The organism is Pseudomonas sp. XS1P51, assembly GCF_054897845.1.
Genome location: NZ_CM142707.1, coordinates 5205022 through 5229310 on the forward strand (window position 1 = coordinate 5205022; position 24289 = coordinate 5229310).

The 24289-nt window shown below is 59.8% G+C and carries 21 protein-coding genes; 10 read left to right on the forward strand and 11 right to left on the reverse strand.

Annotated features, from left to right (window positions below; all coding sequences use genetic code 11):
• Positions 1-3: 3 nt before the first annotated feature.
• Both zigA and ACYZUD_RS24170 read left to right on the forward strand, forming a co-directional pair.
• Positions 4-1212, forward strand: a complete 1209-nt coding sequence (gene zigA / locus ACYZUD_RS24165) for a zinc metallochaperone GTPase ZigA (protein ID WP_462020482.1) — start codon at positions 4-6, stop codon at positions 1210-1212.
• A complete protein-coding gene (locus ACYZUD_RS24170; protein ID WP_462020483.1) occupies positions 1212-1886 on the forward strand; it encodes a DUF1826 domain-containing protein in 675 nt (224 codons plus the stop codon). The genes zigA and ACYZUD_RS24170 overlap by 1 nt, the downstream gene beginning before the upstream one ends.
• A 4-nt stretch (positions 1887-1890) precedes the next feature.
• Here the strand turns inward: ACYZUD_RS24170 and ACYZUD_RS24175 are convergent, their stop codons facing one another.
• On the reverse strand, positions 1891-2247 hold the full coding sequence (locus ACYZUD_RS24175) for an NADH:ubiquinone oxidoreductase (protein ID WP_462020484.1): 357 nt from the start codon (positions 2245-2247) through the stop codon (positions 1891-1893).
• Between the two features lie 27 nt (positions 2248-2274).
• On the opposite strand from ACYZUD_RS24175, the gene ACYZUD_RS24180 reads away from it, so the two are divergent.
• Positions 2275-3240, forward strand: coding sequence for a CobW family GTP-binding protein (locus ACYZUD_RS24180; protein WP_462020485.1), 966 nt, complete (start codon positions 2275-2277; stop codon positions 3238-3240).
• 74 nt (positions 3241-3314) lie between these two features.
• Here ACYZUD_RS24180 and ACYZUD_RS24185 read toward each other — a convergent pair whose 3' ends face one another.
• A complete protein-coding gene (locus ACYZUD_RS24185; protein WP_462020486.1) occupies positions 3315-3734 on the reverse strand; it encodes a DUF3301 domain-containing protein in 420 nt (139 codons plus the stop codon).
• Positions 3735-3854: 120 nt separating this feature from the next.
• Here ACYZUD_RS24185 and pdxY point away from each other — a divergent pair, with 120 nt between their 5' ends.
• On the forward strand, positions 3855-4727 hold the full coding sequence (pdxY, locus tag ACYZUD_RS24190; RefSeq protein WP_462020487.1) for a pyridoxal kinase PdxY: 873 nt from the start codon (positions 3855-3857) through the stop codon (positions 4725-4727).
• A 132-nt stretch (positions 4728-4859) separates the two neighbouring features.
• Here the strand turns inward: pdxY and ACYZUD_RS24195 are convergent, their stop codons facing one another.
• Positions 4860-5342 (reverse strand): acyl-CoA thioesterase, encoded by a 483-nt coding sequence (locus ACYZUD_RS24195; protein ID WP_462020488.1) that lies wholly within the window; start codon positions 5340-5342, stop codon positions 4860-4862.
• 284 nt (positions 5343-5626) lie between these two features.
• On the opposite strand from ACYZUD_RS24195, the gene ACYZUD_RS24200 reads away from it, so the two are divergent.
• Positions 5627-7390 carry a cation:proton antiporter gene (locus ACYZUD_RS24200; RefSeq protein ID WP_462020490.1) on the forward strand — a complete coding sequence of 588 codons (1764 nt, stop codon included), beginning with the start codon at positions 5627-5629 and terminating at the stop codon, positions 7388-7390.
• Between the two features lie 21 nt (positions 7391-7411).
• On the opposite strand, the gene ACYZUD_RS24205 is transcribed toward ACYZUD_RS24200, so the two are convergent.
• The 3 genes from ACYZUD_RS24205 to uvrD all read right to left on the reverse strand — a co-directional run bounded on the left by ACYZUD_RS24205 (position 7412) and on the right by uvrD (position 11303).
• The gene (locus ACYZUD_RS24205) at positions 7412-7819 is read right to left on the reverse strand and encodes an SMI1/KNR4 family protein (RefSeq protein WP_017341592.1); all 408 of its coding nucleotides are present in this window, start codon (positions 7817-7819) and stop codon (positions 7412-7414) included.
• A 136-nt stretch (positions 7820-7955) separates the two neighbouring features.
• Positions 7956-8828 (reverse strand): Tim44 domain-containing protein, encoded by an 873-nt coding sequence (locus ACYZUD_RS24210; protein WP_462020491.1) that lies wholly within the window; start codon positions 8826-8828, stop codon positions 7956-7958.
• A gap of 291 nt (positions 8829-9119) precedes the next feature.
• Positions 9120-11303 (reverse strand): DNA helicase II, encoded by a 2184-nt coding sequence (uvrD, locus tag ACYZUD_RS24215; protein WP_462020492.1) that lies wholly within the window; start codon positions 11301-11303, stop codon positions 9120-9122.
• Between the two features lie 258 nt (positions 11304-11561).
• Between uvrD and ACYZUD_RS24220 the strand changes: the two genes are divergently transcribed.
• From ACYZUD_RS24220 to ACYZUD_RS24230, 3 genes are all read left to right on the forward strand, one after another.
• The gene (locus tag ACYZUD_RS24220; RefSeq protein WP_462020493.1) at positions 11562-14429 is read left to right on the forward strand and encodes an EAL domain-containing protein; all 2868 of its coding nucleotides are present in this window, start codon (positions 11562-11564) and stop codon (positions 14427-14429) included.
• A gap of 146 nt (positions 14430-14575) precedes the next feature.
• Positions 14576-15442 (forward strand): transcriptional regulator HexR, encoded by an 867-nt coding sequence (gene hexR / locus ACYZUD_RS24225; protein WP_064680491.1) that lies wholly within the window; start codon positions 14576-14578, stop codon positions 15440-15442.
• Between the two features lie 180 nt (positions 15443-15622).
• Positions 15623-15835 carry a PA3496 family putative envelope integrity protein gene (locus ACYZUD_RS24230; RefSeq protein WP_462020494.1) on the forward strand — a complete coding sequence of 71 codons (213 nt, stop codon included), beginning with the start codon at positions 15623-15625 and terminating at the stop codon, positions 15833-15835.
• On the opposite strand, the gene ACYZUD_RS24235 is transcribed toward ACYZUD_RS24230, so the two are convergent.
• Positions 15777-16739: a LysR family transcriptional regulator gene (locus tag ACYZUD_RS24235; RefSeq protein ID WP_462020495.1), complete on the reverse strand. Its 963-nt coding sequence runs from the start codon at positions 16737-16739 to the stop codon at positions 15777-15779. The two genes, ACYZUD_RS24230 and ACYZUD_RS24235, sit on opposite strands and share 59 nt — an antisense overlap.
• A gap of 190 nt (positions 16740-16929) precedes the next feature.
• Here ACYZUD_RS24235 and ACYZUD_RS24240 point away from each other — a divergent pair, with 190 nt between their 5' ends.
• Complete coding sequence (locus ACYZUD_RS24240) at positions 16930-18345, forward strand: acetyl-CoA carboxylase biotin carboxylase subunit (RefSeq protein WP_462020496.1); 1416 nt, start codon at positions 16930-16932, stop codon at positions 18343-18345.
• Between the two features lie 11 nt (positions 18346-18356).
• Positions 18357-20165: a sodium-extruding oxaloacetate decarboxylase subunit alpha gene (gene oadA, locus ACYZUD_RS24245; RefSeq protein ID WP_462020497.1), complete on the forward strand. Its 1809-nt coding sequence runs from the start codon at positions 18357-18359 to the stop codon at positions 20163-20165.
• A gap of 80 nt (positions 20166-20245) precedes the next feature.
• Here oadA and ACYZUD_RS24250 read toward each other — a convergent pair whose 3' ends face one another.
• The 4 genes from ACYZUD_RS24250 to ACYZUD_RS24265 form a co-directional block, all read right to left on the reverse strand.
• Positions 20246-22294 carry an autotransporter outer membrane beta-barrel domain-containing protein gene (locus ACYZUD_RS24250; RefSeq protein ID WP_462020498.1) on the reverse strand — a complete coding sequence of 683 codons (2049 nt, stop codon included), beginning with the start codon at positions 22292-22294 and terminating at the stop codon, positions 20246-20248.
• Between the two features lie 210 nt (positions 22295-22504).
• Positions 22505-23176, reverse strand: a complete 672-nt coding sequence (locus tag ACYZUD_RS24255) for a GNAT family N-acetyltransferase (protein ID WP_462020499.1) — start codon at positions 23174-23176, stop codon at positions 22505-22507.
• 17 nt (positions 23177-23193) lie between these two features.
• Positions 23194-23640 (reverse strand): GNAT family N-acetyltransferase, encoded by a 447-nt coding sequence (locus tag ACYZUD_RS24260; protein WP_462020500.1) that lies wholly within the window; start codon positions 23638-23640, stop codon positions 23194-23196.
• 9 nt (positions 23641-23649) lie between these two features.
• Positions 23650-24273 carry an FMN-binding negative transcriptional regulator gene (locus ACYZUD_RS24265; protein ID WP_462020501.1) on the reverse strand — a complete coding sequence of 208 codons (624 nt, stop codon included), beginning with the start codon at positions 24271-24273 and terminating at the stop codon, positions 23650-23652.
• Between the last annotated feature and the right edge of the window lie 16 nt (positions 24274-24289).

Below are 24289 nucleotides of genomic sequence, written 5' to 3' on the forward strand. Positions count from 1 at the left end.
CTGATGCCCAATCGTCTCCCCGTGACCGTGCTGTCCGGCTTTCTCGGTGCCGGCAAAAGCACGCTGCTGAATTACGTGCTGCGCAATCGCGACAACCTGCGGGTCGCCGTGATCGTCAACGATATGAGCGAGATCAACATCGATGGCAGCGAAGTCCAGCGCGATGTCAGCCTGAACCGCGCTGAAGAGAAACTCGTGGAAATGAGCAACGGCTGCATTTGCTGCACCTTGCGCGAGGATTTACTGGAGGAGGTCAGCAAGCTCGCCAAGGACGGTCGTTTCGACTACCTGTTGATCGAATCCACCGGCATTTCCGAACCGTTGCCCGTGGCGGAAACCTTCACCTTCCACGACGAAGACGGCCAGAGCCTGGCCGACATCGCGCGGCTCGATACCATGGTCACGGTGGTCGATGGCATGAACTTCCTGCTCGACTATCAGGCCGCCGAAAGTCTCGCTTCCCGTGGCGAAACATTGGGTGAGGAGGACGAACGCTCCATCACTGACCTGTTGATCGAGCAGATCGAATTCGCGGACGTGATCCTGATCAGCAAGATCGACCTGATCAGCAGCCGCGAGCGTCAGGAGCTGGTCGCGATCCTCGAACGGCTCAACTCACAAGCGGAAATCATTCCGATGGTGATGGGTGAAATCCCCCTGAAGAAGATCCTCAACACCGGTCGCTTCGACTTCGAAAAAGCCGCTCAAGCGCCAGGCTGGCTACAGGAACTGCGCGGCGAACATGTGCCGGAAACCGAGGAGTACGGCATTGCTTCCACCGCTTATCGGGCACGCCGGCCATTTCACCCGCAGCGTTTTTTCAGCTTCATCGACCGCCCGTGGGTGAACGGTAAACTGCTGCGTTCCAAGGGTTTTTTCTGGCTGGCCAGCAAGCCCATGGACGCCGGCAGTTGGTCCCAGGCGGGCGGCTTGATGCGCCACGGCTTTGCCGGACGCTGGTGGCGTTTCGTGCCGAAAACACAGTGGCCGCAGGACGAAGAAAGCACGGCCGGGATCATGGAGAACTGGACCGCCAGCACCGGTGATTGCCGCCAGGAACTCGTGTTTATTGGCCAGAACATCGACTTCGCGCAACTCACCGCGGAGCTCGACGGTTGCCTGCTCACCGATGATGAAATGGCGTTGGGCGTCGAGGGCTGGCGGTTGCTGCCGGATCCGTTCGGCCCGTGGCATGAAGAGGAAGCTGCGTGATGCTGGCACTGAACCCTGTGGGAGCGAGCTTGCTCGCGAAGGCGTCCTCGCGAACCCCACGTCAACATCAGGGAGCCACCCCAGAGGCCTTGGCCAAAATCCTCGAAGACGATGTAAACCTCGCCGTTTGGCAACGCCAACTGCCGGCGCACATTGCCGACTTCGGCAGCCTACTGTTGTCCCTGAACGAGCCACTGGCTGAATCGCTGTCATTGGAACTGGCTGACGAGGAGGCTGAACCCAATCTCCACGGACTGGCCTCAGGCTTCAGCGACCTTGAAGGCTACGAAGGCTTCATCGCCGACGTTTCCTGGCAGGTCAGTGCGTTTGCGTGTTTGCTGGGGGCCCAGCGTATCGGCCTGCGCCTGCGGGTTCTGGACAAGGCCATGTGCCCGCGTTTCCACGTCGATCACGTGCCGGTGCGGTTGATCACCACTTACGCCGGCGTGGGCAGCCAGTGGCTGAAAGAAGGGGCGATGGATCGCCGCCAATTGAGTAAACCCGAAACCGAGCCCCAGGACGCTTCGCTGATCCAGCAAATCGCCAGTGGCGAGGTGGCGCTGTTCAAGGGTGAGAAATGGCATGGCAATGAAGGCTTCGGTCTGACCCATCGCTCACCGCAGCCTGCGCCGGGCGAGCGCCGTTTGATCCTGACCCTCGATTGGCTGAGCTAGTGGCTTAAGGCTTGAGCCAGTTTCCCTGGCTCTGTGCTTCGCAAAATGGCTTCAGGTACGCCGCATCCGTGGTCACGCCGTAATAGTGAATATCCTGCCGGTAGGGCATATTGGCGACTTGAGCGTTGCTGCACACACCGAATGCGCCGGAAGGGCATTGGTCGACGTATTGCACCTCGACTTTCTGACCGGGCAGGTTCGGCTGGCAGAAACCGTCGGCGAACAGTTTTTCCGGGATGTTGCGGTTCTGCTGGCAGACTTTTACATCGAGTCGCGCAGCCGTGCTGTGGACCACGCAGGCCTGGGCCAGCGCCTCACCTGAAGTGAGCGCCAAGAGCAACGACAATCCAATCAACCGCATCCATTACCTCCTCAGAAAACACCGACCATGTTGCAGGACATTCCCACTCACGTCATTGCTGGCCCTTTGGGTGCTGGCAAGACCAGTCTGATCAAGCACCTGCTGGCGCAACGGCCGGCGAATGAACGATGGGCGGTGCTGATCAACGAGTTCGGCCAGATCGGCCTCGACGCTGCGCTGCTGACCCGGGACGCCGATGGTATCGCACTGGGTGAAGTGGCCGGGGGGTGCTTGTGTTGCGTGAATGGCGCGCCGTTTCAGGTCGGGCTTGGGCGCTTGCTGCGTAAGGCGCGGCCGGATCGTCTGTTCATCGAACCCTCCGGATTGGGCCACCCGGTGCAGTTGCTCAGGCAGTTGAGCGAGGCGCCGTGGCAAGGGGTGTTGGCCGTCCAACCCTGCGTGCTGGTGCTGGATGCCCTGGCGCTCGCTGCCGGAAAACCACTGCCAGCGGCACAACAGGAGGCGTTGAACAGTGCCGGGTTGTTGCTGCTAAACAAGTCTGAAAACGTCGCTGATAGGGATCGTCAGCGAATCATCGCGCAATTGCCGACGCGTCCCTTGTTCTGGACGCAACAAGCCGTGTTGCCGTTGAGCGAGTTACCAGGGCTTGAGGCTCAAGCGGTGGCGGGTGTGGATAACTTCGTCGTGCCCAAAGGATTGGCGCAGATGCCGGCCATCTGGATCGATCCCGCGCTGCCGATTTGCTTGAGTCAGGAGCAGGAGGGTGGCTGGAGCGTGGGTTGGCGCTGGCATCCGGGCCAGACATTCGATGCTGCGCTCGTTGGCCGGTGGCTCGAAAGCCTTGTCTGGCGACGGGCCAAGCTGGTTATCCACAGCGTCGAGGGTTGGGTGTCGGCGAATGCGCTGGATAACTCGGTGCTGGATTGGCAGGCCAGCGAATGGCGGCGGGATTCGCGGATCGAGTTGATTTTCAGTGAGCCGCAGGATGTTGATTCACTGCAAAAAGCGCTGGCCGACTGCCGTTCGAGTTAAAGAGCAAAAGATCGCAGCTTTCGGCAGCTCCTACGTTTTGAAATGCAATCTGCCGAAGGCTGCAATCTTTTGATTCACGGACGCCACTTCGTGTGTTCCTGCCGCCACTGGCTCAGTTCGATCACCTCGGCGCGGGGCTTGGCCACATCTACATCAACCACCGCGGGTGTGTCGTCGAACGGCATCGGGTAGGGCGCCAGTTCGATTTGCGCACTGTGGGCGCCGAACTGGGTGATGGTGCCGTTGTGACGGCTTTCGCCGGTCACCGTAAACTCGAAGTTATACACACGGGCCAGACGTCGCCGGTCGTTAGCGTCCTTGATGAACCCGATTTTTTTCAATGCCACGTTGCCGTCCAGCAGCTCGATGCCGAGTTTGTTGCAATGCTGCTTGACCCGCTCCAGCGCGCGCTCACGCAAGCCATGGTTGTGCCACAGCCACGCGCCACCGGTGGCGAGCAGCATCAACACGAAGATATTTCCGAGGGTCAGCATCAACAGGGTGCTCCAACAAGATAGGACCAGCTTAACTGCGTCGCCGGTCTGTCGTACAGGCTGCGTTTAGTCGCATACTGCGCGGCTCGAATTTCAATCGTTTTACGGAAAACTCACCGCATGAAACGTACGCCCCATCTGCTCGCCATTCAGTCCCACGTGGTGTTCGGCCACGCTGGCAACAGCGCCGCGGTTTTCCCGATGCAGCGGGTCGGGGTAAATGTCTGGCCGCTCCATACCGTGCAGTTCTCCAACCACACCCAGTACGGCCAGTGGGCCGGTGAAGTATTGGCGCCGCATCAGATCCCCGAGTTGGTGGAAGGGATCGCAGCGATTGGCGAGTTGGGCAACTGCGACGGCGTGTTGTCCGGCTACCTCGGCAGTGCGGCCCAGGGCCGGGCGATCCTGACGGGTGTGGCGCGGATCAAGTCGATGAATCCCAAGGCGCTGTATCTGTGCGACCCGGTGATGGGCCATCCGGAGAAGGGTTGCAGCGTGCCGGCAGAGGTCAGCGATTTCCTGCTGGAAGAGGCGGCCGCCGTGGCGGACTTCATGTGCCCGAACCAGCTGGAGCTGGACAGCTTCTCGGGGCGCAAGCCGCAGTCGTTGTTCGATTGCCTGGCCATGGCACGAGCGCTGCTGGCGCGCGGTCCGAAAGCGGTGCTGGTCAAGCATCTCGATTATCCTGGTAAACCGGCGGATGTTTTCGAGATGTTATTGGTGACCGGCGAAGGCAGCTGGCACCTGCGTCGCCCAATGCTGGCGTTTCCGCGTCAGCCGGTGGGCGTTGGCGATCTGACGTCCGGGTTGTTTCTGGCTCGCGTGCTGTTGGGCGACAGCCTGGTCGCGGCTTTCGAATTCGCCGCGGCGGCAGTGCATGAAGTCCTTCTGGAAACCCAGGCCTGCGCCAGCTATGAGCTGGAACTGGTGCGGGCTCAGGATCGGATCGCCCATCCGCGGGTGCGCTTCGAAGCGACGGCGATCAGCCTCTGATTAAGCGTTGATCCCATCGCGAGCAGGCTCGCTCCCACATAGATCTTCAGCGGACACGGAATATGTGAACGACGGAGATCCCCTGTGGGAGCGAGCCTGCTCGCGAAAGCTATCTGAAGCTGATAACAGGCGTCAGACGTCGCCCTTGATTTCCTGATAACGCTTTTCCAGTTCCTGACGAATCTGCCGACGCTGCTTGGCCTGCATGAACCGGCGCTTGTCTTCGCTATTCTGCGGTTGCAGTGGAGGGACAGCAGCCGGTTTGCGGTCGTCATCCACCGCGACCATGGTGAAGAAGCAACTGTTGGTATGGCGCACCGAGCGCTCGCGGATGTTCTCGGTCACCACCTTGATGCCCACCTCCATGGACGTGTTGCCGGTGTAGTTGACCGAGGCGAGGAACGTCACCAGTTCACCGACATGGATCGGCTCACGAAAAATCACCTGATCCACCGACAGGGTCACCACATAGCGGCCGGCATAACGGCTGGCGCAGGCGTAGGCCACTTCGTCGAGGTACTTGAGCAGGGTGCCGCCGTGGACATTGCCAGAGAAGTTGGCCATGTCGGGGGTCATCAATACCGTCATCGACAGCTGGGCGTTTCCGGGTTCCATAGCGTTCTCACGGTTCAAGGCAGGTTTCGGAGGAGTGCACCTCTGCGGGTGCATGGTCGGTTTTTTCAAACCACAGTTATCGGGACGCCGGGCAGGTGATCGCCGTCACGCCGGATCGATCTGTTTCCATATATTGCACTGCCTTTCTGCCGGAAGTCGCGGTGTTACCCTTCAAAAGCCCACCCCAAGGGCAACTCCTACGCGGAAAGCGGATTTTTACCCTGCTTGATCAGACCTTTCCCGCGTCTGGCGATTGAGCAAAGTCACCCAAGGAGCCCCACACCATGCATGCCATCAGTTTTATTCAGGATCTGGCAGTGATCATGTTGGTCGCGGGTGTGGTGACCGTACTTTTTCACCGGTTCAAACAACCGGTGGTCCTAGGCTACATTGTCGCCGGTTTCATTATCGGCCCGCACACGCCACCGTTCGGCCTGATCCACGACGAAGAAACCATCAAGACCCTCGCCGAACTCGGGGTGATTTTCCTGATGTTCTGCCTGGGCCTGGAGTTCAGCCTGCGCAAGCTGTTCAAGGTCGGCGCCACGGCGTTCATTGCGGCGTTCCTGGAAATCGTGCTGATGATCTGGATCGGCTACGAAATCGGTCGCTGGTTCGACTGGAACACCATGGACGCGCTGTTCCTCGGCGCGATCCTGGCGATTTCCTCGACCACCATCATCGTCAAGGCCCTCAACGACCTGAAGATGAAGAACGAGCGCTTTGCCCAACTGATCTTCGGCGTGCTGATCGTCGAGGACATCCTTGGCATCGGCATCATCGCTTTGCTGTCGAGCATTGCGGTCAGCGGCACGGTCAGTTCCGGCGAAGTCTTTTCCACGGTCGGCAAGCTCTCGCTGTTCATGATCGTCGCGCTGGTCATTGGCATCCTGCTGGTGCCGAGATTACTGGCTTACGTGGCCAAGTTCGAAAGCAACGAGATGCTGCTGATTACCGTGCTGGGCCTGTGTTTCGGCTTCTGCCTGTTGGTGGTCAAACTCGAATACAGCATGGTGCTCGGCGCGTTTCTGATTGGCGCGATCATGGCTGAGTCCCGGCAATTGTTGAAGATCGAGCGGCTGATCGAGCCGGTTCGCGACCTGTTCAGTGCGATCTTCTTTGTCGCTATCGGGCTGATGCTCGATCCGATGATCCTGCTGCAATACGCTTGGCCGATCGCGGTCATCACTGTGGCCGTAGTGCTCGGAAAGATGCTGTCCTGCGGCTTGGGCGCGTTTATCGCTGGCAACGACGGGCGTACCTCACTGCGAGTCGGGATGGGGCTTTCGCAGATTGGCGAATTTTCCTTCATCATCGCGTCGCTGGGCATGACGTTGCAGGTCACCAGCAACTTCCTCTACCCGGTCGCTGTGGCAGTCTCGGTGCTCACAACGTTGATGACGCCGTACCTGATCCGGGCGGCCGACCCGTTATCGATCAAGCTGGCGGCGGTTATGCCACAGCGCCTGAGCCGAGTGTTGGGCATGTACGGCGAATGGCTGCGCAGCATCCAGCCTCAGGGCGAAGGTGCGCTGCTGGCGTCGATGATTCGGCGGATTCTTTTACAGGTGGGGGTCAATCTGGCGCTGGTGATTGCGATCTTCTTCTCGGGCGCTTACTTCGCCGAGCGCATTTCCACTTACCTGCAAGGCTGGATCAGCGACCCGAGTTGGCAGAAAGCGTTGATCTGGGGTGGAGCGTTGCTGTTGTCGCTGCCGTTTCTGATCGCCGCCTATCGCAAGCTCAAGGCGCTATCGATGCTGCTGGCAGAGATGGGCGTGAAGCCGGAGATGGCCGGCCGCCATACGCAGCGAGTACGCCGGGTAATCGCCGAAGTGATCCCGATCCTCTCGCTACTGGTGATTTTCCTGCTATTGGCAGCCTTGTCGGCCAGTATTCTGCCGACCAACAAGTTGCTGGTGCTGATTGTCGTGGTCGCGGCTGCCGTGGCGGCGCTGCTCTGGCGTTGGTTCATCCGCGTGCACACGCGGATGCAGGTCGCCTTGCTGGAAACCCTGGACAACCACAAGGATTCGTCCGGGCATTGACCACGGGGCGCGGCAGACGACTCAGCTTTCCAGCCAGACGTCCCGCGCCCAGTGCCATACCGATTCCCAGGTTTCTTCGGCGATCAGCTCTTCCTCGGCCAGCCACAGCACCACGGTGCCGTCTTCTTCGACCAGGTAGTAGTTGTCGCCGTCCTGGCAGATCGGAATCATGCTGCGATCAACGCCAGCATCCCACGCGTTGGCGGCAACGTCCGGCAGGTAGGTGTGGGATTGTGGGTCGGTGACGGTCACCGGCTCCAGGCTGCCGTAGACCACGTCGCTGACGGTCAGCAAAAACTCTCTGAAAACAAACGGAATGTCGATGAACAGTTGTTCTTCGATTTCGACCAGCAGATCTTCGTCGGGCAACTCCAAGGGGACCGGTACCGGTTCGTTGGCTTCACGCAGTTGTTCGATGATTTCTTCCACGTCCGGGATCCTCTTGCTTGATGGCGCGGTTTATATGGGGCGGTTTATACAGTAGCTCGCTATAGATGCAACCGCGAAATAGAAAACCCCGGCCGAGGCCGGGGTTTTCATTACAGCATGCTTAACACTGGAGGGATCAGCCGTTCTGGCGGATACCGGCGACCAGCCAAGGCTGGTTTTCACCTTGTGGGCGTTCCATGTTCCAGCTTTCGCTGAACACTTCGCCCTGGTCGAAACGCGAGGTTTTCGACACACCGCTGAAGGTCAGGGTGGCGATGGTCTTGTCGGCGCGATCATCCACACCGTCCAGTTGTACATTGAGGTTATCAATGTAGGTGGACTGGAAACCTTCACCCAGGTCGGCACGTTCGCGCTTGAGGAACTCCAGCAGCTGCGGGGTCACGAACTCGGAGATCTTGTCCATTTCGTTGGCGTCCCAGTGTTGTTGCAGGGACTGGAAGTGGTTGCGGGCCGCTTCAATGAAGTTCTGTTCATTGAACCAGGCTGGCGCATTGATCACCGGACGAGCGGCAACAGGTGCTGCCGAGCCGCCGAAGATCGAACCCATGGCTGTTGGCTTCTGCTCGAACACTTCACGCTGCATTGGCGCGCCAGCGGGAGCCAGGTGCTCCTGCTGCTTGCGACGACGAGCGGCGATGAAACGGAAGACCAGGAAGGCGATGACCGCCATGATCAGGATGTCGAAGATCTGCATGCCCTGGAAGCCCCCGCCCATGAACATGGAGGCCAGCAGGCCACCGGCAGCGATGCCGGCCAGAGGGCCGAGCCAGCGCGAAGCACCGCCGGCCTTGGCGGCAGCGCCAGCGGCACCGGCCGCACCCGCAGTAGCGGCAGCACCGCCCGCGGCAGAAGAAGGAGCCATTTGGCTGGTCTGGTGAGTCGGCGCAGCGCCGGAGCTCTTGCCGCCACCAAAGCGCTTGGCGTTGGCGTCGAGGCTCATCGTCAGGCCGATGCACAACGCCATGGCGATGCTAAGAAAACGTTTCATAAAGGGAATTCCCATTTGTGGATGGCACGCGCGCCATGTTGCACAGCTGAAGTGTTACTGGCTAGCGGCAGAGTGTTTCGGGCTTTTGCCTGACAGGTTGTGTTCAGCTTCAGTCAGCGCAATAAGGCCTGTTAACTTTGGTCTGTAGGATGAGCGGATAAGTTCGGTAGGAATGGGCATTGTGGGGCGAGCCTGCTCACGATGGTGCCGCCGCGGTATAGGTATAACAGGAATACCGCGTCATCGTTCATCGCGAGCAGGCTCGCTCCCACATTGAATCACTGGCGGGCGTCAGATTGCTTCGAGCTTTGCGTAACCCAGCATCAGCCACTTGCTGCCTTCGCTGAAGTTCACTTGAACGCGGGCCTGGGCCCCGGCGCCTTCGAAGTTCAGGATTACGCCGTCGCCGAACACCGAATGTCGCACTGCCTGGCCGAGACTGAACCCGGTGTCCGGGATCTCGCTACCGCCGAACAGGCTGCTGGAGCTCTGCTGCTGACCACCTCCAAACGGACGGCTGACGCTGTTGGACAGCCGTACTTCCTGGATCAGGCCTTTCGGCACTTCGCGTACGAAACGAGACACCTTGTTGTAGGTTTCGCTGCCGTACAGGCGTCGGGTTTCTGCATAGGTCATCACCAGGTTCTGCATCGCCCGGGTGATGCCGACGTAGGCGAGGCGGCGCTCTTCCTCAAGACGGCCGGGTTCTTCCAGACTCATCTTGTGCGGGAACAGGCCTTCTTCCATGCCTACCAGGAACACGTAAGGGAATTCCAGGCCCTTGGCGCTATGCAGGGTCATCAGCTGAATGCTGTCTTCGTGCTCGTCGGCCTGAGTGTCGCCAGCCTCCAGCGACGCATGACCGAGGAACGCCGCCAATGGCGACAAGTCTTCGTCTTCTTCAGCGTTTTCAAAGTTGCGTGCGGCGCTGACCAGTTCCTCAAGGTTTTCTACCCGGGCCTGGCCTTTCTCGCCTTTTTCCGCTTCGTGGTAGGCGATCAGCCCCGATTGTTCGATAACGGTCTGGGTCATCAGGTGCAGGGGCATTTCCATGCATTTGGCGGCTAGGTTCTCGATCAACTCGATAAACGCACCCAGAGCGCCAGCGGCACGGCCAGTCAGGCCTTTATTGGCCACCAGCAGGCGCATCGCTTCCCACATCGACACATCGCTGTGGCGCGCGTGGTCGCGAATGGCTTCGACCGTTTTCTCGCCGATGCCACGGGCCGGAACGTTGATCACCCGCTCCAGCGCTGCATCGTTGCCGCGACCTTCCAGCAAACGCAGGTAAGCCATGGCGTTCTTGATTTCAGCTCGTTCGAAGAAGCGCTGCCCGCCATAGATTCGATACGGAATGCGTTCGCGCAGCAAGGCTTCTTCCAGAACGCGCGATTGGGCGTTGGAGCGGTACAAAATCGCGATATCGCTACGGGCCAGGCCGGTTTTCAGCGCGCTTTCGATGGTTTCAACAACGTAGCGGGCTTCATCGTGTTCGTTGAACGCGGCGTACAGGTTGATCGCTTCGCCTTCGCCGCCGTCAGTCCACAGCTCTTTGCCCATGCGCCCGGTGTTGTTGGCGATCAGGGCGTTGGCGGCCTTGAGGATCCCGGCGGTGGAGCGATAGTTCTGCTCCAGACGAATGGTTTCGGCGTCCGGGAAGTCGTCGGAGTACTGATAGATGTTCTCGATTTTCGCGCCACGCCAGCCGTAAATCGACTGATCGTCGTCGCCGACCACCATCAGGCTGTCGCCACCCTTGGCCAGCAGACGCAACCAGGCGTACTGCACGGCGTTGGTGTCCTGGAACTCGTCCACCAGAATGTGTCGGAAGCGCTTCTGATAATGGGCCAGCAGGCCCGGATGATCGCGCCACAGGTCGAGGGCGCGCAGCAGCAGTTCGGAGAAGTCGATGACGCCGGCGCGCAGACACGCGGCCTCATAGGCTTCATAAATGCTGCGCATGGTGGCCAGGAACAGATCGCCGCTGGCTTGAATGTGTTGCGGACGCAGACCTTCGTCTTTTTGCCCGTTGATGAACCACTGGGCCTGGCGCGCCGGCCAGCGTTGTTCGTCCAGGCCCAGCTCGCGGATCACCCGCTTGACCAGTCGCTGCTGGTCGTCGCTGTCGAGAATCTGGAACGTCTGGCTCAGGCCGGCTTCCTGCCAGTGCGCCCGCAGCAAGCGGTGCGCCAGGCCGTGGAAGGTGCCGACCCACATGCCGGCCGGGTTGATACCCATCAACTGCTCGATGCGATGGCGCATCTCGGCAGCGGCCTTGTTGGTGAAGGTCACCGACAGGATCGAGTGGGGCGAGGTGTTTTCGACCTGGATCAACCAGGCGATACGGTGCACCAGCACTCGGGTTTTACCGGAACCAGCACCGGCCAGGACCAACTGACGACCCACGGAGGCAGCTACGGCCTGGCGTTGGGCATCGTTGAGGGAGTTCAGCAGAAGGGAGAGATCATCGCGCATCGGGGCATTCTAGGGGGCGGCGACACACCGGGCAAACCCCGCTTTGCTTTAGCCGATGAAAGTTACAGGCAGGACGACCGGTCGGTCACTGGCTGCAAGCGTTGGCGGGACTCGCTTACAGGGTTTCAGGGGGGTAAAACGGGTCCGGACTTTTGGCGATTTTATGATCTGGAGCAGTTTGGTAAGGGCATTGGCTTGTGTATGCTCGGTCCACGTTTCGGGCTCATGCTCATCCTTATAAGAACAAGAACATTGCCTATGACCCTCAGCTCCGACCTGTCGGGCCCCTCTGTGGAGCCCCGGGTTATCCGCAAACAGTACGCCATGGAGATGGCGGTCGAACGCACGCGCCTGCTTTATCAGGGCTCGTTGCTGCCCACACTGTTCATGCTGATCAATGGCCTGGTCTGCGCCGGCTTGCTCTGGAGTCCGCAGCGCTACTTTCTGGTCAGCGTCTGGCTGGTATGGTTGTTGTCGCTGGTGGCATTGCGAGTGATTCAGGTCGCAGCCTTCGATTCGGCGATTCCCAACCGTCAGGCCCATCCGATCTGGCGCCGCATGTTCTTGCTGGGTTCGGCAATGACCGGCCTGACCTTGGCCGGCGCCGGCATTGCGCTGGTCCCCGCCGACAATTTCATGCAGCAAGCCTGGGTGTTCGGCCTGATCGGCGCCGCCGCGCTCTCGGCCAGCGTGGCCTATGCGGTCAGCCTGCCTGCCTTTTTGTCCTTTACCTTGCCCTGTCTGTTGCCGGCCATCGCCTATCTATTCTGGGGCGGCGATGAGCAGGGGCAGGGCTGGGGCTGGTTCGGGCTGATTTTGCTGGGCGCGTTGAGCGTGGTCGCCTGGCAGGTCAATCGACTGATTGATCGCGGGTTGCTGCGACGCTTTCAGAATCAGGCGCTGATCGAGCACTTGCAGCAAGCCCAAAGCTGCAGCGACCAGCTCAATCACGAACTGGCCAGGGAAATCGACCAGCGACGTCGTGCCGAAGACGAGTTGCGTGAAATTCAGGCCGAACTGGAAAACCGTGTCGCCCAGCGTAGCCTGGAGCTGGACGCCGCCAACCAGGCCTTGAGCAAAAGTGAAGCGCGTCTGGCGCTCGCGTTAAAGGCCAGTGAGCTGGGGCTGTGGGACTGGAACCTGCAAACCGACGAGGTCCATCACACCCAGCTTCAAGAGTTGTTCGGCCTGGAGCCGGAATTCGTGACGGCGATGCTGCGCCATCTCAAACCGCGACTGCACCCTGAAGACTTGCCGTCACTGAAGCGCGCGCTGGTCGAGCATTTGAAGGGCCGCAGCGAGGACTATCAGATTGAATACCGCGTGCGCCATGGTGATGGTCATTGGGTCTGGATCGAGGATCGCGGCCGAGCGGTTGAGCGCGGCGAAAACGGTCGGGTGATCCGCATGGTCGGCACCCGCCGCGACATCAGTGCCAGCAAGGAGCTGGAAGAGCAGCGACAACTCGCGGCGACGGTGTTCGAGGCGGCCAGCGAAGGCATCGTGATTTTCGATCCGAATTACGCACTGATTGCCGTCAATCAAGCTTTCAGCCGGGTCACGGGCTACGACATCGACGACATGCTCGGGCGCAACGTCGTAGAGCTGCCCTGCAGCCGCGATGCCCGTCGTCACTACGGGGCGATCCATCAGGCGCTGGAGCAGCACGGCAGTTGGCAGGGCGAGCTGGTAGAAACCCGCAAGAACGGCGAGTTGTATCCGCAATGGCTGCAGCTGAATGCTGTGCGTGATACTCGGGGAAAAGTCAGCCATATCGTCGGTTTTTTCGCCGATCTCTCGGCCCGGCGCGAATCCGAAGAGCGCATGCGCTACCTGACGCACTACGACGAACTCACCGGCCTGGCCAACCGTTCACTGTTCCGCGAACGGCTGCGCGAAGCCCATCAGCGGGTGCGTCAGGGTGGACGCAGTCTGGCGTTGTTGCACATCAATCTGGACCGCTTCAAGTTGCTCAACGACAGCCTTGGCCATGAAATTGCCGATCAGCTGTTACAGAAAATGGCCCGGCGGCTGGTCAATGCATTGCCGGAAGCGGACACCATTGCGCGGCTGTCCGGCGATGAGTTCGCGGTGTTATTCGACGCTTACGGCAACCTATCGAGCCTGGCGCGCGTGGCGACTCGCTTGTCGACCAAGCTGCGTTTGCCGATGACCGTCGAGGGGCATGAGCTGGTGGTCAGCGCGTCCATGGGCATCAGCATGTTGCCGGACAACGCACGGGAAATTTCCGCGTTGGTGAGTCAGGCGAACATCGCCATGCAACATGCCAAACACTTGGGCGGCAACAATTTCCAGTTCTACACCGACAGCCTGCAAGCCAGCACACTGGAGCGCTTGCAGCTGGAAAATCAGCTGCGTAAAGCCGTCGAAGAAAAGCAGCTGAAGGTGTATTACCAACCGAAGCTGTGCCTTGCCACGGGCCGCCTGAATGCCGCCGAAGCCCTGGTGCGCTGGGATCACCCGACCATGGGCCGCGTACCGCCGGGAGACTTTATCGGCCTGGCCGAAGAAACCGGGCTCATCGGTCCGATCGGCGAATTCGTGTTGCGCCAGGCCTGCTGGCAAGCCTGCGAGTGGCAGCGTCAGGGGCTGGAGCCGATTCGGGTGTCGGTCAATTTGTCGGTGCATCAGTTGCGTCAGGGCAAGCTGGTCAGCCTGGTGCGTCAGGTGCTGGAAGAAACCGGTCTGGCGCCGCACTACCTCGAGCTGGAACTCACTGAAAGCCAGTTGCTGGACAGCGTCGAGCACATCATCGCAACCTTCCAGCAATTGCGTGATCTTGGGGTAAAACTGGCAATTGATGATTTTGGCACCGGCTACTCGTCCCTGAGCTACCTCAAGCGCATCCCGGTGGATTACGTGAAGATCGATCAGGCGTTTATTCGCGGTCTGGGGGAGGGCAGCGTGGATGCGGCGATCACCCGGGCAATTATTGCGATGGCCCACGGGTTGTCGTTGAAAGTGGTGGCTGAAGGGGTGGAGCGGCCCGAGCAGCTTGAATTTTTGAAAGCCGAGCGCTGCGATGAAGTGCAGGGCTATTTGGTCAGTCGGCCGGTGGAGGCTGAAGGTTTGGCCGAGCTTCTACGCCACGACGCAGGCCTGTAGCAGCTACTGCAGTGCTACATGGAGCGCATGTGGCGTGGAATGGGGACATCGAGTTACGCATTGAGCAGGCAAAAAGACGATTCATGTAGTATAACTACAAGCTTGCTACATCCCCGGCACCTGCCAATAACAAAGAGTCCAGGCCCTTGAATCTGCTGCAACACATCGCCCAGTCACGCCACCTGTTACGCAAGTCGGAGCTCAAGGTCGCCGACCACGTGCTGCTTGACCCCGCGGCGGTGATGCACAGTTCCATGGCCGACCTGGCCCACAGCGTGGGTATCAGCGAGCCAACCATCGTGCGGTTTTGCCGCGCCATCGGCTGCTCCGGGTTCCAGGATTTGAAGCTTAAGCTGGCGCAGAGTCTTGCTGCCGGTGCGAGCTTCGGGCAGTTCGCAATCCATGAAGACGATTCGGTCGCCGACTACAGCCTGAAGATCTTCGACACCACCCTGCACACCCTGATGGAGGTTCGCGAGAGGCTCGATCCGGTGGAGTTGCAGCGTGCTGTGTCGCTCATGTCTCAGGCCCAGCGTGTCGAGTTTTATGGCTTTGGCGCCTCGGGCGCGGTAGCGGCGGATGCCCAACACAAGTTTTTCCGCTTGCTGCTGACCGCAGCGGCGTATTCCGACCCGCATATGCAGGCGATGTCGGCGGTGACCCTGAAGCCGACCGATGTGGCGATCTGCATTTCCCAGTCCGGGCGCTCCAAGGACCTGTTGATCACCGCCAACCTGGTGCGCGAAAGCGGCGCCTCGCTGATCACCTTGTGCCCGAGCCAGACACCGTTGGCCGAGCTGTCGACCGTCAACCTGGCGATCGATGTGCACGAAGACACCGAAATCTACACACCGCTGACCTCGCGGATCGCTCATCTGGTAGTGATCGACGTGTTGGCGATGGGCGTGGCCATGGCGCGTGGGCCGAGCCTGGTCAACCACCTCAAGAGCGTCAAGCGCAGCCTTCGCAGCTTGCGGCTGTCGCCCAAGTCGGTGAAAGCACTGGACGACTGACAAGATCAAAAGATCGCAGCCTTCGGCAGCACCTACAGGGTTACGCGTACACCTGTAGGAGCTGCCGAAGGCTGCGATCTTTGCTTTTCAAACTTTCATCTCCCTGTAACCCTCTCGCCGCCAAACCGTCATCCCTCGCGCCCATCCTGTAACTCCCGTAATCGCCTTGGGAGACTCGAAATGGTCCAGCCCTACGAAGAACGCAACAGCGCCGTCAAAACCCGTCGTCAGCAAGAAGATCAGCGCCGCATGGAATTTCGCCGCGCCATCGAAGATCGCTGCGAGCGTCGCCAGCTTCTGGCCGAGATTGGTGATTTTCCTGACGACCTGGAGCTCAACTACTGGCAGGCAGCTCCCGCAACTTCCCGTCGAAACGCTCAACCAGGGCGCTGATCTTCACCCGTTCGCTGCGGATGAACGCAAGGAATGCGTGGGCCACCGGCGACAGACGTTTGGCCTTGGCCTGCACCAGGCACCAGCTGCGAAACAGCGGCAGCTCTTCGACCGGTAACTCGATCAATCCGCCGGTCGCCAACTCCAGGTTCAGGGCGTGGCGCGTCAACAGTGCCACGCCCAGACCCGCCAGCACACATTCACGCTGGGCTTCGGCCGATGAGACTTCTTGGGTCTGGTTGAAGTGCACGCGCTTCTCTTTGAAATATTCTTCGCAGGCCAATCGCGTGCCGGAGCCGGGTTCGCGTAACAGCAGTGTGTAGGGCTCCAGATCCTGCAAACGCAGCGGGCCCATATGGCAAAGAGGATGATCCGGTGGTGCCACCGCAACGATCGGATTGTTGAGAAACGGCAAGAACTCCAGCCCCATGTCCTGCGGCACCATGGACATGATCACCAGATCGTCGCGGTTGTCGGAGAGACGCCGGATCACCTGCCCACGATTGACCACCGTCAGTTGCAGGTTCACCTCCGGATGCTGGCGCTTGAACGCGGCAAACAGGTGCGGCACGAAATACTTGGCGCTGGATTCCACGGCCAGTTTCAGTTGCCCCTGCAGTGATCCCTGCATGTCCGAGAGCTGCATATCGAGGTTTTCCAGGCGCCCGAAAATATCCCGGCTGGCACGTTGCAGTGCTTCGGCGGCCTCGGTCATGTAGAGCTTTTTGCCGACGTAATCGAACAAAGGTTGACCAATCAGCTCCTCAAGTTGACGAATCTGCAGGCTCACGGCAGGTTGTGTGAGCGACATTTCGTCGGCCGCGCGGCTGTAGGACCTCAGATCACAGACCTCATTGAAGATCTGCAATTGACGCAATGTCATACGCATCAATGACTTACGCATTATCGAGTCGCTCTCGCCGCAGGCTGATGGGTCAACTATAAGTCTTTACTTATGCCTAACCCAATAATTAATCATTTTTGTTAATCCCTTGTGGGGGCTAGTGTGGGGCTGCGACTAAATCGAAACATTTAGTCACGCGTCGACCTGGTCTAGCAGGTCGTGGGTACCACCGGCTCAAGGGAACCTCCAAGTGATAACAAAGATCCTGATCGCCAACCGTGGTGAGATTGCCGTACGAATCGTGCGTGCCTGCGCCGAGATGGGCATTCGCTCGGTCGCGGTCTATTCCGACGCCGACCGTCATGCCTTGCACGTGAAGCGTGCGGACGAAGCCCACAGCATCGGTGCCGACCCGCTGGCCGGTTACCTGAACCCGCGCAAGCTGGTGAACCTGGCCGTGGAAACCGGTTGCGATGCCTTGCACCCCGGCTACGGTTTTCTCTCGGAAAACGCCGAGCTGGCGGAGATCTGTGCCGAGCGCGGCATCAAATTCATTGGTCCGTCGGCTGAAGTGATTCGCCGCATGGGCGACAAGACCGAAGCCCGCCGCAGCATGATCAAGGCTGGCGTGCCGGTGACTCCGGGCACCGAAGGCAACGTTGCAGACATCGCCGAAGCCCTCACCGAAGGCGACCGCCTCGGCTACCCGGTGATGCTCAAAGCCACCTCCGGTGGTGGCGGCCGCGGCATTCGTCGCTGCAACAGCCGCGAAGAACTTGAACAAGCCTTCCCTCGCGTGATTTCCGAAGCCACCAAGGCCTTCGGTTCGGCGGAAGTGTTCCTGGAAAAATGCATCGTCAACCCGAAACACATCGAAGCGCAGATCCTCGGCGACAGTTTTGGCAACGTGGTGCACCTGTTTGAGCGTGACTGCTCGATCCAGCGCCGCAATCAGAAACTCATCGAGATCGCCCCGAGCCCGCAACTGACCCCGGAACAGCGCGCCTATATCGGCGACCTGTCGGTGCGTGCAGCCAAGGCCGTGGGTTACGAGAACGCCGGCACCGTGGAGTTCCTGCTCGCCGAGGGCGAGGTGTACTTCATGGAGATGAACACCCGGGTGCAGGTGGAGCACACCATCACCGAAGAAATTACCGGCATCGACATTGTGCGTGAGCAGATCCGCATCGCGTCCGGCCTGCCGCTTTCGGTGAAACAGGAAGACATCCAGCACCGCGGTTTCGCGCTGCAATTCCGGATCAACGCCGAAGACCCGAAAAACAACTTCCTGCCGAGCTTCGGCAAGATCACCCGTTACTACGCGCCTGGCGGCCCCGGTGTGCGCACCGACACGGCGATCTATACCGGTTACACCATCCCACCGTTCTACGACTCCATGTGCCTGAAACTGGTGGTCTGGGCGCTGACCTGGGAAGAGGCGATGGACCGTGGCTTGCGTGCCCTGGACGACATGCGTCTGCAAGGGGTCAAGACCACCGCCGCGTACTACCAGGAAATCCTGCGTAACCCGGAATTCCGTAGCGGCCAGTTCAACACCAGCTTCGTTGAAAGCCACCCTGAACTGACCAACTACTCGATCAAGCGCAAACCCGAAGAGCTGGCCCTGGCCATCGCCGCCGCCATCGCCGCCCACGCAGGCCTGTGAGGAATAGAACAATGAGCAAGCAAATCCACGTTACCGACACGATCCTGCGCGACGCCCACCAATCGCTGCTCGCCACCCGCATGCGCACCGAAGACATGCTGCCCATCTGCGACAAGCTCGACAAAGTCGGCTACTGGTCGCTGGAGTGCTGGGGCGGCGCGACCTTCGACGCCTGCGTGCGCTTCCTGAAAGAAGACCCGTGGGAGCGTTTGCGCCAACTGCGCGCGGCGTTGCCTAACACTCGCCTGCAGATGCTTTTGCGTGGTCAGAACCTGCTGGGCTATCGCCACTACAGCGACGACGTGGTCAAAGCCTTCGTCGCCAAGGCTGCGGTCAACGGCATCGACGTGTTCCGCATCTTCGATGCGATGAACGACGTGCGAAACCTGCGCGTGGCCATCGAAGCGGTAAAAGCGGCGGGCAAACACGCCCAGGGCACCATTGCGTACACCACCAGCCCGGTGCACACCATCGAAGCCTTCGTGGCCCAGGCCAAGCAAATGGAAGCCATGGGTTGCGACTCGGTGGCGATCAAGGACATGGCTGGCCTGCTGACCCCATACGCCACCGGCGAGTTGGTCAAGGCTCTGAAAAGCGAGCAATCGCTACCGGTATTCATCCACTCCCACGACACCGCTGGTTTGGCCGCGATGTGCCAACTCAAGGCCATCGAAAACGGTGCCGATCACATCGACACCGCGATCTCCAGCTTCGCCTGGGGCACCAGCCACCCGGGTACCGAGTCGATGGTCGCCGCCCTTAAGGGCAGCGAGTTCGACACTGGCCTGAACCTGGAACTGCTGCAGGAAATCGGTTTGTACTTCTACGCCGTGCGCAAGAAGTACCACCAGTTCGAAAGTGAGTTCACCGTTGTCGATACTCGTGTGCAAGTCAACCAGGTACCGGGCGGGATGATTTCCAACCTGGCCAACCAGTTGAAAGAGCAGGGCGCCTTGAACCGCATGAGCGAAGTGCTGGCAGAGATCCCGCGCGTTCGTGAAGACCTCGGCTTCCCGCCGCTGGTGACCCCGACCTCGCAGATCGTCGGCACTCAGGCGTTCTTCAACGTGCTGGCCGGCGAGCGCTACAAGACCATCACCAACGAAGTGAAGCTCTACTTGCAGGGCGGTTACGGCAAAGCACCGGGCACCGTGAACGAAAAACTGCGTCGCCAGGCGATCGGCAGCGAAGAAGTGATCGACGTTCGTCCCGCTGACCTGCTCAAGCCGGAAATGGCCAAGCTGCGTGCCGAAATCGGCGCCGTGGCCAAGTCTGAAGAAGACGTGCTGACCTACGCGATGTTCCCGGACATCGGCCGCAAGTTCCTCGAAGAGCGCGCTGCTGGAACCCTGACACCAGAAGTGTTGCTGCCAATTCCGGAAGCAGGCGGCGTGACCTCGGCCGGTGGCGAAGGCGTACCGACCGAATTCGTCATCGACGTCCACGGCGAAACCTACCGCGTCGACATCACGGGCGTTGGCGTCAAGGCCGAAGGCAAGCGTCACTTCTACCTGTCCATCGACGGCATGCCGGAAGAAGTGGTGTTCGAACCGCTCAACGAATTCGTCGGCGGCGGCGGCAGCAAGCGCAAGCAAGCCACTGCGCCGGGCCACGTCAGCACCACCATGCCGGGCAATATCGTCGACGTGCTGGTCAAGGAAGGCGACACCGTCAAAGCCGGCCAGGCCGTGCTGATCACCGAAGCGATGAAGATGGAAACCGAAGTCCAGGCAGCCATCGCCGGCAAGGTCACCGCCATCCACGTGGCCAAGGGCGACCGGGTGAACCCGGGCGAAATCCTGATCGAGATCGAAGGCTGAGTTAACAGCCGCGATAACACCGCTTTAAACCTCGGGGGGGCATGTGCTCCCCTTTTTTTTCGCCCGGGATTTGTGGCGGGTTAGAAGCTCATTCGCCACTGGCCTGTTACGCCATGACTGCGGCTATCGCTGCCCATTTCACCCGTAAGGCCCACGCCCAGCGTATTACGTGTGGAAAGCTTAAGGTCGACACCGGCGTCGACCATCAACTTGTCACGATCCAGCGGCGCACTGTAAACGCTGTAGTCGTTGCCGCCGGTGACTAAGCGTTGCCTGGTTTCGGTGTAGACCTCGCCGTACGTGTGTTTCCAGCCTGCGCTAAAGCGCGGAGTCAATTGCACACCGTTGTTCAGCGTATTGAGCTTCGCCAGACGCAGGCCGAATGTACTGCTGAAGTTTTCCTCGGATTGCCCGTGGACTTTCAGTGTTGCCGCACCACCTTTTTCCGTAAAACTGTCGCGCTGATAACGTTGGTATCCAAGACTGGCGAATGGTTCGATGCTGACGTTGGTGCGGCCCAGGTTGTAACCCACTTCCGCAAAGGCTTGTTGGGTGGAGGCATCGTAGCGGCCTTTGGGGCGGTCCTTGAAACCAGAGAATTCGACTCTGCGAGCGCTGCTTCCGTCGTGGCTGTTGTGTGTCGCACCCAGGCGCAGGGACATCGGACCTTCCTGGCGCAGGGCGTAAGCCCCTAAGTGCCAACTGTCCAAATCCCCTTCGAGTTCGCTGCTTTTCTGGCGAGTACGGGATTGGCCGCCCATCACACCCAGACGCCATTGCTCATCAACTCGCCAGTCGGCTCCCAATACCAATCCCTGGGTGGAGTGTTGCAGGGGGTCATATTCGCGATCCAGTTTTCCGCTGTGTCCCAGCGCCTGGAGCCAGACTCTGCCATTGGCTTGGCTTCCAGCCGCCAGACCAGGTGCTCTGTTCTGATTGTTGGAAACACCGGCGTTATCTAGCTGGAGCATGGCCGAGAGCAGGGTGGCGCTTACCGGGCTGTCACTGTTCATGGTCGCCTTGGCGAGGTTTGCATTGCTGTCGCCGGCCAGTATTTCGAGCGCGTAGGCGGCGGTGGCCCTGTCGGAGCCGAGCAGGGCAGTGACGGCGGCATTTGTCGTGCTGGATGGTTTCTGGCCTGCCGGGTTGGCCTCTGGCTCTTCAATGCTGGCGCCGAGTTGCTTGCCGCTTTCAGTGGTTGCAATGCTCCCTAAAGGCACACCGTTGCGTGTGTAGGTCAGGCCGACAGTCTTCTCGTCGTCGTAATGCAATTCGGGTGTCATGAAAACAAGGTTGTTTTGGATGTCGCCGAAACGTCCCTCGACCTTGGCAGCCTCGATGAGGGTGTACTGGCTGCTTTGCGGGAAATCACCTGCTGCAACGATTTTCAGCGTTGCATCGCCAAGGCTCGCGGTGCCATCGACTTTAATCGTTTCGCCACGGCCGTCGGCGTTGACCTCATAGGCCAGTACGGCCGTGTTGGACATGGTCAGGTCCCCCGCAACGATAGGGGCACCGTGCAGGCGGTTGACGACAAGTTCACCGCGTACGTTCAGCGCACCAACGCGACCTTTGCCGCTGAAGGTGCCCAGTTTGTCTACCTCGACCCCTCCGCCAATCGCGCCGCTATTGACCAAAGTGCCTTGCGTGATAGCGAGGCCTTTGATATCTCCGTTATTGATGAGCGTTGCATTGGGACGTACCAGAGCGCCGATGTCGAAATCGCGGGCACCACTAACAGTCCAATGACCCTGTTTGACTTCCAGTCCTGTGAAATTGCGGGTTTCGCCCAATGCACCACCTCTGGCGGCATCGAGCTGCATGATGTTCATGCCCTCGCCTCCATCCAGCGGTCCTTTGAAAGTCCCTCGAGCCTGCACCGAGACCAAATCATTGCGCTCGTCCAGTACCAAGGCGTTCCAATCTGCGGCTTTCTTGATTGGGGAGGTGTGGGTGTCGGTGGCGCTGATGAAAGCGTCGAGCTTTGCGATCAGTCCTTCTGGCGTTTCAACCGGTGCTGGGGATGCATCGGCAAGGGTTTCGTCGGCAATCGTAAATTCAGCGCAACCCAAGGCAAGCGCTATGGCTAAGGCGAGATGTTTTGGTCGGTATTTATGTTGAGCGGGCATCGAATTTGGCCTCTGTTTACAGGAGGCCAAACTCTAAGAGGGAGACTATAGGTGCCGATGTCAGCTGCTTCCGACGGGCTTGCGAGGGGTGTCAGATGGTTGTGTCGAAAAATGCCGTCCGCATGAGGGTGACTATTTTTAACCGTTCTGGCTGACGCTTTTTCTTACAACAAATCGAGACATGTCGGCTATCGCAAACTCAGAAACTCATCAGGTGCGACACTCCACCAACGTTTTCACCTGCCCCGACCCCGTCTGGTTCTCATCGCTCAACCACCGCTCAAACCCAGCGCCAATCGCCGGCCACTCCGAATCCAGCATCGAATACCACGCGGTATCCCGGTTCTGCCCCTTGACCACCATGTGCTGACGGAACACCCCTTCAAAACTGAACCCCAAACGCTCAGCGGCATACTTGGAGCGGGCGTTGCCGTTGTTGCACTTCCACTCCAGACGTCGGTAACCCAGAGCAAACGACTCCTTGGCCAGCAGATATACCGCCTCGGTACTTTTCGGCGAACGCTGCATCGGTGCGCCAAACGTCACATGGCCGATCTCGATACGGCCCTGAGACGGGACGATCGACATCAAACTGAGGATGCCCTGCACATCACCGCTGGCACGGTCGATCACGCTGAAAAAGTACGGGTCGCTGTTGGCCGCATGATTATTCAGCCAATCGTTGAATACGCTGCGTTCCGGGAACGGCCCGTAAGGCAAATAGTCCCAGAGTTTCGGGTCGGCGCCGGGGCCTTGCAAGGCTTTCCACAAGCCGTCGGCGTGACGTGCCGGGTCGAGTTTTTCCAGGCGGATGAAACGCCCTTCGATGGTTTGAACCGATGGCGCGGGGACGCCTTTCCAGTCGGCGAGTGAAGTCGACATGCTGCTCTCCTTGAACCTTAAATGGCTTTGCGAAACTGGATGAAACCCGGGCGTTCGGCGATGCGCTCGTAAAGCTGGATCGCGGTGGCGTTGGTTTCGTGGGTCAGCCAGTGGACCTTGCAGCAACCGTCCTCTTTGGCCGTGGTGTAGACGAATTCGATCAGTTGTCGGCCGACGCCGGTGCCACGCGTTTGCGGCACTACCAGCAAGTCTTGCAGGTAGCAGGAGCTTTCGATGCTCCAGTTTGAGCGATGGTAGATGAAGTGCACCATGCCCACCGCTTTGCCATCGGACCAGGCCAGCGCGGCGTGGGTCGGTTCGCTCGGGTCGAGCATGCGCTGCCAGGTGTTTTGGGTGACGGTTTCAGGCAGTTCGGTGTTGTAAAAGCGCAGGTAGGCTTGCCACAACGGCAGCCACGCGGCGTGATCGTCAGCGGTGACCTGGCGGATGTCGATCTGACTCATGTTCGTTCCTTAACGCATCAAGTGGGCGAGGGCCTGATCGTGCGCATCAGGGCTGGCGGCAAGCCCCTCGCGCACGCCGGCGATATCTGCAGTGCTGCGGTTCTGGCTGAGCTTGCGTTTACCTTCCAGGCGCTGGATCGGCAGGGCAAAACCGACGATGGCCTTGAGCATCCCGTCAATGTAGTCGGCGGGTGCATCGGCGACTTTCCAGGGTTCGGCACGACCCGATTCGTGACGATCAGTCAGAGCGCTGACCAGGTTGCGCAGACGATCGGCATCGGTGAACACATCAGCCGTGCCGTAGGCGTGCACGGCGACGTAGTTCCAGGTTGGCACGACTTTGCCGTGCTCGGCTTTGCTCGGGTAGAACCCCGGGCTGATGTAAGCGTCGGCACCAGCAAAAATCACCAGGGCTTCGGCGCCGTTCTGCAATTCTTTCCACTGCGGGTTGGCCTTGGCGAAGTGGCCGTAGAGGGTGCCATTGGCACCCTGATCAGGGCGCAATAGCAGAGGCAGATGACTGGCTTGCAGACCTTGCTCGCCGTGTGTAATCACCATGGCGAGGCGGGTGCCGAGTATCTGCTGGTGCAGTTCATCCAGATCTTTGATGGCAAAGCCGCTTGGGTTGTACATAGCAAAAATTCCTTGG